Here is a 15,044-nt window from a genome sequence, read left to right on the forward strand (position 1 = left end):
TTTTGATCAGAAAAATTTTAAACTTCTACAATTAAATAGGACTGACCCTCTTTCTCCCGTTTTAATACCGGAAGAGCGACATTGTATACGGGGATTTCACTTGTGGTATGACCGCTGAGTGTGCCGCCATGTGCATGACCATGAAAGGCAATCGACACCTGTCTTCTGGTCAGGGGTTCTGCCAGGTGTGAAGAGCCAAGAAAAGGGAACAGCTGCTCGGGTTCACCTACAACGGTATCTTTTATCGGTGCATAGTGTAGGAGTACGGCTTTAGGCAGATGAGGACATTCTTGTTCTAGCCGAGTCAGTGCACGGTCAAGCTGCAAAGATTCATTGACGACTTCATGCACAAATTGCTTCATCATATCTTCTCCGAAAATAGACAGCATATATTGATCAAATCCACCTCCAAATCCTTTTACACCTGCAAATGCAACATCTGCTAAGACAATAGATTCGCCATCTAAAATAGTCATATGATGTTCAGTCAGAATTTGTTTGATGATTTTCTGTCTGCCTTTTTCGTAATCATGATTGCCTAAAACGCCGACAACAGGTATGCGCAATGCTTTTAATTCTTCACCTAATATTTTAGCTTCTTCTTCGTCTCCAGTATCAGTCAGATCACCGCATATCGCCAGTACATCGGCTTTTTCATTTAATTCTTCAAATATGCCCTTGAGCAATCCTTTGTCTGAAACACGAACATGTATATCCGCCATGGCGGCGATTCTCGTTTTTTTGCGTACTTCCATAGATTATATTGTCGTTATCGTGTATGATTTGTAATTCCATTCTTTTACATCTACCTCATATTGGGTTTGGTCAATAAGCGGACCGCGACATACTTTTTCGACGGGAGAGGGAATGTCATATTGCTCTGCAGCTCTTCTCATCAGTTCGTCAAATAACCATTTGGGGATTATCTCACGATAGTCTGAAGGATATACAAACTGGAAAATAAGCAATTGAGCCAATAGAAGGTGCCAGTGTGGGTCTAAGCGTTTCAGCAGTAATTCCCAATCTACATTTTTTCCATATTTCAACAGAATATGGTTGATGTCAGCACTATCGTGACGCTCTCGGTTCTGCACATAAATTTTACACCAAAGGAGTTCTTCTACGGGAATAAATTTAACAGGTACGTCTGCAAAATGACCGCTTGGTGCCCGTTCGTACCAACTGTCGTCTACTGTACAGATATTGTTTACGGTATCGAATATAATATCGATAAAATAATCGCCATGGAAGACTTTTGCAAGCCATCTTACATCCGTCAGCTCGGTTTGATAACCCTTTTCGGCAAAGTGTTTCAGAATTTTAGGATATTCACTGCTCTTGCAGAAGATATCCAAATCTTTGGTGTCTCTAAAGATGCCCGTATAGTGGAACATGGCAAAAGCACCGCCTAACATAAACTGACACTCACACTCCTGTAAGAGGAGTAGTGCGTCTTTATAAAAATCTCCTGATTCCCGTTTTTCTTTGTCCGTTGTGAGCATATAGTATACTTAGTAAATGATATCGTTTAGAATACAACAATTTCACAACCCCATTAGTTTGGTACCTAATAAGTCAACAGTCAGGAATCCGTATTAAGGGCTGTTGTAAACAGCGTATTTGATACTTTGGACAAAATATCGCTTGATATCTTAAATTTTTAATCATTAGCTCCTGAAAGTGCTTGGTGTGGCATTGGTTTGCTTTCTGAAAAAGTGATTAAAATGTGATACATCTTTGAAACCTAAAGAAAAGGAAATTTCTGATATGCTCCAGTTCGTGTGTTTAAGAAGAATAATTGATTCTTTTAGTAACCTTTCATAAAGAAGTGTACTGGTTGTTTTACCTGTCACTTCTTTTAAAATGCGATTGAGATAGTTCACATGCACATGCAATAATGCAGCAAAGTTACTTGCAGTACGGAGGTATGAAGTCTTTGAACTATCAATCGGAAACTGTCTTTCTAATAACTCATTAAAAATAGTATAGAGACGTTCTTTGGAAGTAAGTTTATGATTTCTTTCGGCTACTGGAGTAAGCGTATGAGCAATGTGCATCAATTCATTGATATGATTTCGGATCATATCGTCTTTCAATACATATGCAGAGCGACTCTGTTTTTCAATTTTATAAAATAAATTTTCAACTTCTTTTATTAGCGTTGCCGGGATATTATAAATTGGTTTATTTTTTCCATTAAATATAGGAAATAGCGAGATACTGCTTTTAAAAAATGAATCGTAATAAAGTTCTGTGAAAATGATAAAACCCGCGTTTTCTTCCTCTTTCAATACCTCAATCGTATAGGGAACTAAAGGTGAAAAAAAAGATAATGATAGGCCTGATACGCTAATACTTTCATCGCCATAATGAACAATATAATCGCCTTTCAATAAACTGATTTTATAAAAATCCCTTCTCCGGTATGCAATCGTATTTCCGGTTGCGCAATCGGAAGAATTGAAAAATCGGAAAGATGAGGATTGATCATTATATTTCTGATCAAAACGAGCAGAGGATTCAAAGTCTGCGAACTTTTGTGTATGATTTATGTATTTTTCACGCATGCCTATTTCATTAGATGAATTGCATATTATAAATACGTTCAACTATCTAGGGCGCGATAGGTGAACGTATTTACAAATATATAATATTCTATTTTTTGTTCTTCTGATCGAATATTTTTTACTTTTTATGATTCAATAGGGGTTTTATTCAGGTATTCCGGGATAAATCTTGCACGCATGTAATCAACGTAGTTTTGATTCTCATCATTCTGTAATTTTCCGATATATAATTCTGCGTCTTTACCAGCTATATAACGTAGCTGATCGGTATTATCTATTGCGGCAGCAAAAATGGTAGCTGCAATTTCTTCTGGCGACGAAGTCATTGTATCGTATTTTATCCAGTTTTGCAGTCCAATATTAATAAATTCTTCGTATTCCTTGTTATCTCCGGGTGTTCCTTCAGCAGCGCCAATAAATTTAGTGTCTGTTGATCCAGGTTCAATAATCTTAGTTCTGATTCCAAAAGGTATAAGTTCGTACGCCAGTGCTTCGGTGAATCCTTCTAAAGCAAATTTAGTTGCATGATAGAGACTACAAGTTGGAAATGTAATTCTACCACCAGTCGAAGTTATATTAATGACTGTTCCAGATCTCTGTTTTCTAAAATGTGGTAGTAACGCCCTCAGAACATGCATCGGACCGAATACATTAGTGTTAAAAAGATTTGTCACCTGCTCTTGTGTAGCATTTTCAAAAACACCGAACACAGCAGCGCCGGCATTATTGACGACTGCATCGATATTTCCAAATTTTTTAAGCCCTGCTTGGATTGCTGTGTCAATTGTTTCTGGTTTATTGACATCCAGAGCCGTGACTAGGATATGTGCTGTCTTTTGTAATTCAAATTCCTTTTCGGGACTTCTCATTGTTGCGATGACATTCCATCCTTCTCTACTGAATTTCAATACAGATGCTCTTCCTATTCCTGAAGATGATCCCGTTATTAGTACTGTTTTCATTTTGTTAACTTTAAATATGTTTCATATTGTGTATGACAAAATTATAGTAATGACTACTTTTAAAATTGTTTGAAAGAAACCGAAACTTGTATCATTCAAACGATGGAGCGGTACTATTTGGCACCTGTAGTAAAATTCGTGATGCATATCATAAACTTATAACCCTTAAATAAATCAGCATAAGGATGAGAAGGGGGATGCCGGTAGAATTAGTTAAATCAGTATAAACAACTAATTCCTTTTGAAAATAGTTTCAAAAGGAATTAAGGTAAAAGAACAGTCGTAATAGAATGGAAGTTCCCTTTTTAATTTGACCTACATAAATGCGTCCATGATCCAGATCGGGTTCCAGTACTCGCGGTAGCTTAAAATTTTATCATCTTGTAATGTAATACGACCAATATAGATTTGTTGATAAGATTTGCCCGTAGCGATCACATCAGCACCGCCCTCAAATTCGACAAAGAAAGTATCAGGATCAGCTGTTGATGTGAATACAAAATTTTTAAATTGCCAGTTGGTCGCACCATTAACGACATTTGTGATATAGTCGGCAATAGCTTCTCTGCCTATAAGCTCTGTTGCGTATGGAGCAGGGGCATAAGGATACTGCTGAACGGCGTCTTCTGTAAATAATGCCGCATATGCTTCCCGTGACATTTCTGGGTTAGTGAATTTAGAAAGATGCTTCTGAAAAAGATGTTGTGCAAGGGTTGTTTTTTGTGTACTATCCATGGTGTTTACCTGTGTTTTATATACTATTAATTGAATTGATGAAGCAAAATTATTGATTCAATTCTATACCTTTGCTATGGGTTACAAAAAGGATATCATCAAAAATTAGATACCACAATGAATAAAGATCGCTGTCTACTACCAGCCACTGATGATGAATGCAGGAAGGCGTGGCTTACACTTCATGATACCTTAGATATTGTAGGGGGTAAATGGAAATTGGTCTTGATATCCATTTTAAGAGGGGGAAAAATGAAGTTTCGTGAGCTTGCCAAAGAGGCTGGAATATCGCCCAGAATTTTATCCAAGGAGCTCAAGGAACTTGAAGCAAATGGTCTTGTAAGCAGGACGGTTCTTGATACAAGACCAATTTCAGTTGAATATGAGCTTACTGCTTATAGCGTTTCCCTTAATGAAGTAATCTCAACAATGTATGAATGGGGGCAGATGCACCGCCAGAAAATAACGGGTAAAGTATAAAGCGTTGTTTGACTCGTTTATTTAACAACCGTAGCTTCTAATTCAACTTTTAGGGTTTCAAATAGTTGCTGTACTTCCAGTACTGTACTTGTTTGCTTGATTTGGTTCCGATCGATCCATTCTTGGAAAAGATCAAAATTTTCAAACAATGCCGCTGAGTCTGTTGTGTAGATATTGAGCCTGACAATATTCTTGAGTTGGAAATCAGCTTCACGAATTACTTTTTCAAGATTTTCCAATGTCTTCTGCAGTTGGACGCGCATATGCTCATCACTTGAAATTCCATGCTCGTCGATCGCTGTCTGGCCGGATACATACAAGGTGCTTTCAACATGTTTCACTTCTACTGCCTGGACATAGCTTCGGGCATCTTGCCAAGTCCATGGATTAATGATCTTTTTTTCCATTTTAATGTTTTATTAAAGTATGGTACAAAGATCAAGATGTTGCTTTATATGAGCGTGTGACAAATATCACAGTTTTCAAATGTCTTATAAGATGCGGCTCAATGTTTCGCGGGATACGCCGAGATAGGATGCCAACAATGTTTTGGGAATTCGCTGTATCAAAGAGGGCTGGTTTTTAATGATCTGCTCGTATCTTTCCTTTGCACTGGAAGTAAGAAATGATAAAATACGTTGTTGCGAGCCAATATGTCCAGCAATTGATTTTTTAAGGAAAAAGTGCTCCATCTTTTGCATTTGCGTACATAGCTTCTCAAAATTTTCTAGGGTAAGGCAAAGCATTTGTGTGTTTTCAATGCATTTTAACGATAAGGTAGCGCGGCTCTGGGAATAAAAGGCTACGAAATCTGTTTCCCACCAGTCTTCCATCGCAAAAGAAATGAGATGTTCCTTTGCATCACTATCAGTATATGTTAGCTTTACCAATCCTGAAATTACAAAGTAGACATGCTTAACCGGTTGACCTGCTGCGATGATCAGTTCATTTTTCTTAAATTCCTGAAATGTGAAATGATCAAATAGCAATGATATTTCCTCATCCGAAAGGCTGACGATTTTTTCGATATGTGCTCGCAATGTATCTTTTATAGCATTCATATGAGATTATAATATGTGAAGTCAACTGCAAGTTATGCATCGTATATTAAGTTATAAAATGATTGCGCTATTTTTTCTAAATTGCCCCGTGAGCTTTGGCAATATATATGGACTGGTACTACCGTCTGTCATTGATGGTATGGCTCAAAACTAAACCCGGCGGTGTTTTGTTATCTATTGGAGTAATTCGAATGGATATTGGCAAACCGATGTGCCTCTTTTAGACCCTTTAAGATAATATTTGATCCCAGACAATGAAAGAAAAATTTAATCAGCTGATCGCAGAAGTGGTAAAACCGTTACTGAAAGAAAATGGCTTCACGAAGAAAGGGATGAATTTTTATAAAAGATATGCTGATCTGGTTTTCCTTTTGAACGTTCAAAATAGCCATGGGAACAGTTCTGAACAGACAAAATTTTATATCAATTGTGGTATTCATTCGACCGTTATCGATAAAGTGATAGGTCGATCGGAACTTGTGGAACCGAAAGAGTACGAGTGCTATTTCAAAGATCGGATTTCTTCGCTGATCAATGCCGTCGATGACGGTTACTTGATCACAAAGGACACGGACTTGGAAACGTTAAGTTTGACACTTCACCAGGATCTAAAAGCGGTGCTGTTGCAATATAATAACATCAACAGGACCAGCGATCTGACGGACTTGATGATCAACAAAAATGGGCTCAACAATTATCAGGAACTATTTGAATATTTACTGTTAACAAATAATCAGGCAGATGCAAAACGTTTTGTGAAAAATCTGCATGATACTTTTGGACAGCAACGAAGGTGGACGATATTTGAAGACAACCTGTCTGAGCTGTTAAGAAAAAATAAACGAAAAGAAACCATTGCGGATTTATTACGCTAGCGTACATGACCTTGAATTGAACTTTATGAAAAAACTTATCCTACTATTTGCTCTGCTTCCTGTCCTGGTATCTTGTAAAGACCGCGACAAGATAGATCTTTCCCAATTGCACTTGAATGAAAGCATCGAGAGCCTCATTGATTTTGCTGAACCTAAAACAATCGGTGTTGAAACGGTTGAATACCCCTTTTGCTTGATGATTGAAATAAATGATGGTGCAAACTATACTTTTGACGGTCTTGATCTGACGGGCCAAAAGGTATTTTTCCAGATCGATTCCGAATTGCTTAAAACAGACAGCCTGACGAAACAGGGCGGTGGTCATATCGACGTGCGATCTTTCAAAGACAAGAATGAGCTTGCTGAAATCCTAAAAAACTACCAAGCAGCAAATACCATCTACGGAATGCGGATCGAAATGAAAACGGAGGACTTCAAGAAACAGATACTTGCAAAACTGGAAAGCAGGTATGGAAAAGGAACTAAAAATCCGAATACCGATAACGGGCTGTATTGGAATGTCGCGAAAGAGCAAAAATACATCTTCTTTGCGCCAGATTATGACCGACTGATCGTTTTAAACAGTACAGATCTCTCCAAAACCTGTTATTGGGATATTATGAATGGAACGATTGATTTTGGGGGATGTGATCAGGAGGCGTATACGAAGGAACTGCTTAAAAATACCAGTCCTGAAAAGGAAGTGACAGATAAGCCTGTTGTGAAAATAGACAAAGATTGGAACCTCAATCAGCTGGTCGTAGGGAAAACTACGGAACAGGAGTTCGTATCCTCATCTACGAATAAAAATTTTGAGCGGACGGTTGTGATCGACGGCAGTACGGCTTCGACCACGGAAGTATCTTATGACAATAAAGACAAAAACTTCTTTTTCTATTTTTCTGCAGGTCAAGGTGATGGTGAGAATCCCAAAAACAATCTTTTAAGTGGCTATAGCCTGCAGGATTTTAAACAGGTGGATATTTCATTTGACAATGGTCTTCGCCCTGGAATCTCTTTTAAGGAAGCTATCAAATTATTCAACAAAAATGACATCATCAATTTCAATGATCTAAAATTTTCGAATTATATAGAAGTCAAAAGAGGGAACGGTAAGGTTACTCTTAACTTTGATGAAGACTATTTGTTTTCGGGTATTTATATAAAATGAGGGATATGATCTGCTTAACAAGAACATGTTGCAGCAATGGAATCAACAAAAAAAGTCTTTTCAGCGATTAGCTGAATAGACTTTTTTGATTTTGGATTAATTGTGTTACGGGTTGTATTGTAGCATTATAACTGTTATGATCTAAAGTGAAAGTATATAGTAGATTCTGATCGTAACCCATATTTTCCAATATATATTATCATTCATGTGAGATTATAAGATCTAACGTTACCTGCAAGTTATGCATCGTAGGTCAAGTTTAAATATGACAACGCTATTTTCTCAAGCGAATAATGCTCGATTGAATTTTACAACCTCTGGATGCGAAGGATAGCTAGACATAGCTGAAAGTTCGGCAATAGCTTTATCCCTCAAAATGGGCGCATCCTCTTTCACGCCGTCCGCCAATGCTTGTTTTAGTGCTGTCGCATTCAATTCTGTGCAGTAGGCTGGGGTTCCGGGTTGGTGTCTCCAGGATTCTGAAAGTGGACCAGCGTCAACGATATCGTATCCCGCTTCGTTAACTAATGTCGCAATTACTTTTTTGGCCTCAACATCATCACCCGCTATTGCCATTGCAATTCTGTCCTGAGTTCCAGTAGCTTTTCCACAACTGGCAAGTGTTTCCGCCAATAGGTTGTTGAATGCTTTTATGACAGGTCTTCCCAATTGCTCAGATACCCAGATGCTCTCTACTTTTCCATTTTTGATCTCTTCAATATCAGCATCACGGAAGGGATAATAATTGGAGGTATCGACCACAATGACCTCTTCAGGAACGTCTGCAAAAAGATCTTGAGGTAATTTCGGTATTGCTATGGTCGGTATCGCTAAAATGATCACATCAACATCTTTCACCACTTCCTTCTGATCGGCAGCTGTAACACCTAATTCCTGAGCGCGCGCATTCAATTTATCCATGTCGCTTGTATTGTTAATTTTCACCTGGTGACCAGCTGCAGCCATTTTTTTAGCGATTGTTCCGCCTATTGCACCGGTACCTATTATTCCTATTTTCATATGCTCCTTATTTTAATATGGATTATCTTGTATTCATGCTATCATTTGACTTCTATTCAAAAGCTGTTCGGAATGATCTTTCGCACAGCACAAAGTTATCGCTATTTCACTATCATTTGTATAGGCCTTTCCTGAAGGAAAGCAGACTTTTGGATTTAAACGGCTAGAAGTGCTCTAATTGCCCTTTATAAATTTCACTTTCCTTTAGGTAACTACTATCTTTTGGTTAGTAATTTTGCTGTAATTTTGCAAGGTGTAAAATTGGTGCGGTCAATACTTAAGAAAATCTCGAATTGAGATGGCGCCTTTTATATAAATCACCACGTATTATGGGTAATAAAAAGAAATTGAAACTCGCTGCGATAATTGATGGACCTGGATGGAATCATACCTCTTGGCAACATCCGGATATGCCATCAGACGCAGGCGAAAATATCGACTTTTACGTTCAGCAGGCTAAACTTGCGGAAGATGCCAAATTTGAAAGTTTATTTTTGATTGATGTCAGTCATGTTGGTCCCGGGAATATTCCACATTATCTGAGTATGTTCGAGGGAGTTTCTATTATGTCTGCCTTAGCGATGAAAACCGAACGAATAGGACTCTCTATAACAGCTTCAAGTTCTTATACAGATCCCTATAATATTGCGCGTCAGGTTTTGTCATTGGATAAAATAAGCCGCGGAAGAGTGTCACTGAATGCCATTACTTCCAATCCGGGAGGGATGGTAAATTTCAGTCGGGGTCATTTGTCGAAAGCAGATCAGTATCCCATGCATATCGAGTTTTTAGAAATTATAAGGAACTTGTGGGACACTTATGAAGACGATGCATTTGTAAGAGATAAAGAAAATGGAATCTTTTTGAATCCACACAAAATGCATTTAACAAACTACAGGGGAAAATATTTTTCTGTTGAAGGTCCTTTGAATATAAGCCGTTCTGTTCAGGGAAGACCTGTTCTATACACCGCAGGTAGCTCGCCAACATTCGTTGATATTGCGACTACTTACACAGATGGTGCTTTTATAGGAGGCTTTTCCATGGAAGAGACAAAACATACCGCTATGGCGTTGAGAAGAAAGTTGGATGAGAAACAAAGAAACCAGGACAACTTTATCATCGCCACTTCGCAAAACCCGATCGTGGGGAGAACGGATGCTGAAGCGCATCAGAAATATATGGAGCTGGCTGTACTAAATCGGTATCAGCGAATTGCTCCACCGCTGTTTTTAGGGTCTGCCGAAAGTGTAGCTGATGAAATTCAAGAATGGCACGAACAGGGAATAATGGATATGCTGATCATTAAACAGGATCATCCCTATGGTCTCCGAGACTTTATCGAACTGGTTGTTCCTATTTTACAAGAACGCGAAATTTTCCATACGGAGTACGAAGAAACAACGCTGCGCGGAAACCTCGAACTTCCAAAACCAGCATTCAGAAATTTTTAAAAGCATCAAGGGATTTAATTAAATCAAAAATACAAAAACATGAAAAAACATACCGCTCATTCCATTTTAGAACTCGCCATCGTTTCAGAAGGCAGTACATTTGGACAGACATTACAGCATTCGCTGGAATTGGCTAAAGTAGCAGAAGCAAATAATTATAAACGTTACTGGTTTGCGGAACATCATAATTCGGCTTCGGTAGGCAGCAGTGCCACTTCGCTATTAATTTTATATGTAGCCGAAAACACCAGTAAAATAAGAGTAGGGTCGGGTGGTATTATGTTACCCAATCACTCGCCTTTGATTATTGCAGAGCAATTTGGAACATTGGCGCATCTTTATCCAAACCGGATTGATTTAGGTCTGGGAAGAGCTCCGGGTACAGATACACTGACGGCTCAGGAAATCCGTTCGGACTTTATGAAAGCTGCGCACTCTTTTCCTGCGGAAATTGAGAAAATTGAACATTATTTTTCAGAATCCAACAGTACGGGTAAGGTGAGGGCTCCGATTGCAGAAGGTGCTGATGTGCCGATTTATATTTTGGGATCAAGTACCGATAGTGCGCATCTCGCCGCTCGAAAAGGATTGCCTTATGCATTTGCAAGCCATTTTGCGACAGATCATTTAATGTCGGCATTAAAAATCTACCGGGAAGAGTTCCAACCTTCTGAAATGATGGAAAAACCTTATACGATTGCGGGTGTTAATGTGATTATTGCGGAAACGGATGAAGAAGCACAAAAATTGTTTACATCAGTGGTCCGAATGTTTTTGGGTATCTTGACCGGAAATTCTCAACCGCTGCATCCACCGACAGAAATGACAGAGGATTTGCAGGATATTTTCCATCATCCAAGTGTACATCAGATGCTGAAATACTCATTTGTGGGCACTAAGGAAGCTGTAAAAGCACAGACTAAGGCGTTCCTTGAGCAAACTCAAGTGGATGAGCTGATCGTCGTATCGACAATCTATGATTTCAAGGATCGAATCAAGTCGACCGAATTGTTTGCTGAAGTAATGAGCGAAATCAATGCGGATGATAGCACGGATTAACATTAACCTAATCCGCTTTTCATTATATTTAAAACTAAAACAATGGCACAAAAAAAAGTTCACTGTGACTGTCTAGAAACCATAAGACCAGTGCGCGACACGTTGGATGTTATCAATGGTAAATGGAAAATACCTATTATTATATCCATTGGTGTCGGTAATGATCGTTTCACGGATATCCAGGAGAGTATTCCTGGGATCTCGCCCAAAGTTTTGGCAAAAGAACTCAAAGATCTGGAGCAGCATAAGCTGGTCAGGAGAGTTGTTATCGAGGAATATCCGGTAAAGATCTCCTACCAGCTGGAGGAATATGCCGATACGCTGACTCCAGTTATTTATGCACTGAAGGATTGGGGTATTAATCATAAGAAAAAGGTGCTGGAGTAATATTTTCTGAAGTTAAAAATGCTACTGGCTATGATTTCCGTTTTTAACTGGATTATAAAATTATAGTTTTACATTTGAAACTAGTACTTCAAACCTTAACATATGAAATCTAATTTATTGGCTTTACTTTGCTGCTTTGCGCTGATCATCTTTATTCATCCTGCATTTTCTCAGATTTCTGACAAGGATATCATCAAGGAACAGCAAAATAAAAGTCTGAAGATCTTAGTTATATCGGATTTAAATGATAGTTATGGATCTACGACTTACAGTCAGGAAGTGTTGGATTTAGTGGGAAGTGTTTCAACATTAAAGCCAGATCTTATTTTGTGCGGTGGCGATATGGTTGCAGGACAAAAGAAGACTTTAACGAGAGATGCTATTCAGGCTATGTGGAAGGGATTTGATCAGGCTGTACTGCAACCTATAAAGGCTTCTGGCGTACCATTTGGATTTACGATGGGCAATCACGATGCCTCTCCCAATTTTGTGCTGGACCGTGAAGTTTCGGCCTCATTTTGGGCCAATCATAAAGCTGATGTCAATCTTACTTTCATTGATAGCAGTCATTTTCCGTATTACTTTTCTTATTTAAAAAATAATGTGTTCATGATCTCCTGGGATGCATCATCATCTCAAATCCCAGCTGAAGTGAAAAGCTGGATGAAGGATCAGCTGGATAGCCCTTTGGCTAAAGAGGCGAGATTTAAAATCGTATTAGGTCACCTGCCTTTATATGCACTCGTTGAAAGTAAAAGTAAACCAGGAGAAGTTCTGGAGCATGCTGATGAGACCTTGCAGTTTTTGAAAGAAAATCAGGTAGACCTGTATTTATCGGGTCATCAACATGTGTATTACCCTGCCAAAAAGGAATCGGTGATTTTATATCACAGCGGTTGCCTGGGTGGAGGGCCTCGTTCTTTATTGGGGCATCATGAGGCTCCCTATAAGTCCTATGGCTTTATTGAGATCCCGAAAAACATCAAAAATAAGGGTTCGGTAAAAGTAAGCGCGATAAGAGCGGATGATAAGCATGAAGTTAAACTGGCAGATTTACCTGCTCAAGTTTCGGGATTTAACGGGAGCTTAAACAGAATCGATCTCTCGAAGTAGTATAACAAAAAGACCTTTTCAGCCCATAGCTGAAAAGGTCTTTTAAATTATTGTGTTAGCTGTTATGTGCTCTATTATAGCTGTATAATAAATATGATCTAAGGTAATAGTTCATATACACGGACGTAATCGATTTCAAAAACATTCGGGAATATCTTGTCATCAACCCCATGTTTACCGCCCCAATTTCCGCCGATGGCTAAATTGAGCAGCCAGTGAAATTTTTGATCAAAGGGCCATTCGGCAAAGGTTTTATGTTCATTTTCAACAGAAAAAATCTCCTGATCATCGATAAATCCTTTGATATATTCGGGCGTCCAATCCACACGGTAAAGGTGAAAATCATCGGAAACACCTGCTACTTTTGTTGTTGCTGTTTTTTGGGTGTTGATATTATGGTTGTAGGCTTTGGTATGGGTTGAGATATGGAGCACATCCTGATCGTAACCCACGTGTTCCAAGATATCGATCTCACCCGAGTTAGGCCAATTGCCATATTTAGATGCTGTTGGTAGCATCCAGATCGCAGGCCAATTGCCTCGTCCCCGCGGTAATTTGGCACGAGCTTCAAAGCGGCCGTACAGGAAATCACCTTTGTCTTTGCTCACTAATCGGGCAGAAGTGTAAGGTTTACCGCCTTTGCTTTCTTTTAAAGCTTTGATTTTTAAGACCCCTTTACCGACGACCGAGTTTTTTAGCGAAGATGCAACATAATACTGATCCTCATTATTGCCCCAGCCGTTATATTTTGAACCTACATCATACGACCATTTGGTCGTGTCGGGTAAGCCCTCGTAATTAAATTCGTCAGCCCACACAGGTTCAGTCGAAAAGCGGTAAGTGTTTTTTGCGGCTGCGGCGCTGGTGTTTGACTTTTTAGCCGTTACATAGAATGGGATATTGGCAGTAGCCACGTTGTTATGACCATCGGAAACATAGACAAACAACCGGTATGCGCCTTCTTCCGCAGGAGCTGTGAGCTGTGTGTGCTGCTGCCCCTCATCTGCCACACGTCCTGGAATAGCCTTCGGTCTTTCTTCACGGTCACCACCTTCTTTCAGGTCGGTACTTTCGTGCAGGAGCTCCCAGCGCGTCATTAACTTGTCGCCATCCGGATCGTTTACAGACACGGCAACGGGATAAGTTTTACCCGGTTCGACATAAACAAAGTCAGCCGCCTTTTTTCCATCTAACAGGAGGGACGATACATGTGGGGAACGGTTTTCAGGCCATTTTTTTGACCAGAGGTATTGCATCACATCGACCACTTCGTTTTCTTCACCAGCTTCGGTGAACAGTCCGTACCAGGTCGGGGTGCGCTCTTGTTTCTGTCCCCATAAGAAGACATAAGACCCTAGGCAGTTCTTGTCTGTGCCGATAGAGGCTTCATAACGGCTTTTGTAGACAGCAGCTTTTTCACTGCTGTTCTCTTCTATGGAAGCAGACCAAGGTGTCTGTGTCACCTCCCAGTGCCCTGTAGGACCCCATTCGGTCACGATATAAGGTTTAGTCCAGCCGACACTTTTAATCTGTTGTGGTACGGAAGCGAGCCCTCCATATACCTGTACAGCAATCAGATCGATCGCCGGACATTTTTCCTGAATATAATCAAATTCCTTTTGGTTGATACCTGCCAACATGGTTGTCACCAAGTGATTAGGGTCTAGTTCATGAATCATTACTGCAATCGCATTGACGGCATCCCATACCTTGGGATTACTGTAATGGAGGTTCAGTTCATTGCCGATTCCCCAGGCCAAGAGTGCAGGATGATTGCGGTACTGCAGGACGGTCTTGCGGATGCCCTCCAATTGTTGTGCTACCTGTTCGGGATTGTTGTAATCAAATCCGTGTCTTTCGGCCCGTACATCCAGTCCTAAGGTCACGGTAAGTCCCAAGCGATGCGCATCGTCCAATATTTTGCCTGCATTTTGTGGACTCCAAGTACGTATGGAGTTACCTCCATACGCTTTTAGACGATCCATATAATTGCTGCCACCAGCGCCTTTGATAAAATACGGCTGCCCGTCACGCTTGATGGTATAACCACCGTTTTCTTTAGCGATGACGGTTTTGACGGGTTTGTTGTCCTGCGATACCGCCAGCTGTACGTTGAAAAGGAGCAGGGAACATAAAATTCCTGTTTTTATATGCATCATG

The 15,044-nt window shown here is 39.7% G+C and carries 16 protein-coding genes; 7 read left to right on the top strand and 9 right to left on the bottom strand.

Annotated elements, in window-relative coordinates:
* Positions 1–17 precede the first annotated feature (17 nt).
* From FHR29_RS04545 to FHR29_RS04565, 5 genes are all read right to left on the bottom strand, one after another.
* Positions 18–722, bottom strand: a complete 705-nt coding sequence (locus FHR29_RS04545; protein ID WP_260291872.1) for a metallophosphoesterase — start codon at positions 720–722, stop codon at positions 18–20.
* Between the two features lie 36 nt (positions 723–758).
* Positions 759–1,502, bottom strand: coding sequence for a nucleotidyltransferase (locus FHR29_RS04550; RefSeq protein WP_132845302.1), 744 nt, complete (start codon positions 1,500–1,502; stop codon positions 759–761).
* Between the two features lie 165 nt (positions 1,503–1,667).
* A complete protein-coding gene (locus FHR29_RS04555) occupies positions 1,668–2,567 on the bottom strand; it encodes an AraC family transcriptional regulator (protein ID WP_183912706.1) in 900 nt (299 codons plus the stop codon).
* Between the two features lie 125 nt (positions 2,568–2,692).
* Positions 2,693–3,529 (bottom strand): SDR family oxidoreductase, encoded by an 837-nt coding sequence (locus FHR29_RS04560; protein WP_183912708.1) that lies wholly within the window; start codon positions 3,527–3,529, stop codon positions 2,693–2,695.
* A gap of 315 nt (positions 3,530–3,844) precedes the next feature.
* Entirely contained in the window at positions 3,845–4,264 is a 420-nt protein-coding gene (locus FHR29_RS04565; protein WP_183912710.1) for a nuclear transport factor 2 family protein, read from the bottom strand.
* A gap of 117 nt (positions 4,265–4,381) precedes the next feature.
* Here FHR29_RS04565 and FHR29_RS04570 point away from each other — a divergent pair, with 117 nt between their 5' ends.
* Positions 4,382–4,744, top strand: coding sequence for a helix-turn-helix domain-containing protein (locus tag FHR29_RS04570; RefSeq protein ID WP_168126726.1), 363 nt, complete (start codon positions 4,382–4,384; stop codon positions 4,742–4,744).
* 17 nt (positions 4,745–4,761) lie between these two features.
* Here FHR29_RS04570 and FHR29_RS04575 read toward each other — a convergent pair whose 3' ends face one another.
* Together FHR29_RS04575 and FHR29_RS04580 are read right to left on the bottom strand one after the other, a co-directional pair.
* Positions 4,762–5,151: a RidA family protein gene (locus FHR29_RS04575; RefSeq protein WP_183912712.1), complete on the bottom strand. Its 390-nt coding sequence runs from the start codon at positions 5,149–5,151 to the stop codon at positions 4,762–4,764.
* Positions 5,152–5,235: 84 nt separating this feature from the next.
* Complete coding sequence (locus FHR29_RS04580) at positions 5,236–5,805, bottom strand: Crp/Fnr family transcriptional regulator (RefSeq protein ID WP_221197799.1); 570 nt, start codon at positions 5,803–5,805, stop codon at positions 5,236–5,238.
* A gap of 254 nt (positions 5,806–6,059) precedes the next feature.
* Between FHR29_RS04580 and FHR29_RS04585 the strand changes: the two genes are divergently transcribed.
* The gene (locus FHR29_RS04585) at positions 6,060–6,680 is read left to right on the top strand and encodes a DUF4304 domain-containing protein (protein ID WP_183912714.1); all 621 of its coding nucleotides are present in this window, start codon (positions 6,060–6,062) and stop codon (positions 6,678–6,680) included.
* Positions 6,681–6,705: 25 nt separating this feature from the next.
* Positions 6,706–7,851: a hypothetical protein gene (locus tag FHR29_RS04590; protein ID WP_183912716.1), complete on the top strand. Its 1,146-nt coding sequence runs from the start codon at positions 6,706–6,708 to the stop codon at positions 7,849–7,851.
* Between the two features lie 282 nt (positions 7,852–8,133).
* On the opposite strand, the gene FHR29_RS04595 is transcribed toward FHR29_RS04590, so the two are convergent.
* Positions 8,134–8,871, bottom strand: coding sequence for an NADPH-dependent F420 reductase (locus FHR29_RS04595; protein ID WP_183912718.1), 738 nt, complete (start codon positions 8,869–8,871; stop codon positions 8,134–8,136).
* 329 nt (positions 8,872–9,200) lie between these two features.
* On the opposite strand from FHR29_RS04595, the gene FHR29_RS04600 reads away from it, so the two are divergent.
* The 4 genes from FHR29_RS04600 (at position 9,201) to FHR29_RS04615 (ending at position 12,884) form a co-directional block, all read left to right on the top strand.
* Positions 9,201–10,325, top strand: a complete 1,125-nt coding sequence (locus FHR29_RS04600) for an LLM class flavin-dependent oxidoreductase (protein WP_183912720.1) — start codon at positions 9,201–9,203, stop codon at positions 10,323–10,325.
* A 39-nt stretch (positions 10,326–10,364) separates the two neighbouring features.
* On the top strand, positions 10,365–11,384 hold the full coding sequence (locus FHR29_RS04605) for an LLM class flavin-dependent oxidoreductase (RefSeq protein ID WP_183912722.1): 1,020 nt from the start codon (positions 10,365–10,367) through the stop codon (positions 11,382–11,384).
* A gap of 90 nt (positions 11,385–11,474) precedes the next feature.
* Positions 11,475–11,771 (top strand): helix-turn-helix domain-containing protein, encoded by a 297-nt coding sequence (locus FHR29_RS04610; RefSeq protein WP_232789294.1) that lies wholly within the window; start codon positions 11,475–11,477, stop codon positions 11,769–11,771.
* A 102-nt stretch (positions 11,772–11,873) separates the two neighbouring features.
* Positions 11,874–12,884 carry a metallophosphoesterase gene (locus FHR29_RS04615; protein ID WP_183912727.1) on the top strand — a complete coding sequence of 337 codons (1,011 nt, stop codon included), beginning with the start codon at positions 11,874–11,876 and terminating at the stop codon, positions 12,882–12,884.
* 98 nt (positions 12,885–12,982) lie between these two features.
* On the opposite strand, the gene FHR29_RS04620 is transcribed toward FHR29_RS04615, so the two are convergent.
* A complete protein-coding gene (locus FHR29_RS04620; RefSeq protein ID WP_183912729.1) occupies positions 12,983–15,043 on the bottom strand; it encodes a glycoside hydrolase family 16 protein in 2,061 nt (686 codons plus the stop codon).
* Between the last annotated feature and the right edge of the window lies 1 nt (position 15,044).

Source organism: Sphingobacterium sp. JUb56, from assembly GCF_014191365.1.
Classification (GTDB): Bacteria; Bacteroidota; Bacteroidia; order Sphingobacteriales; family Sphingobacteriaceae; genus Sphingobacterium; species Sphingobacterium anhuiense.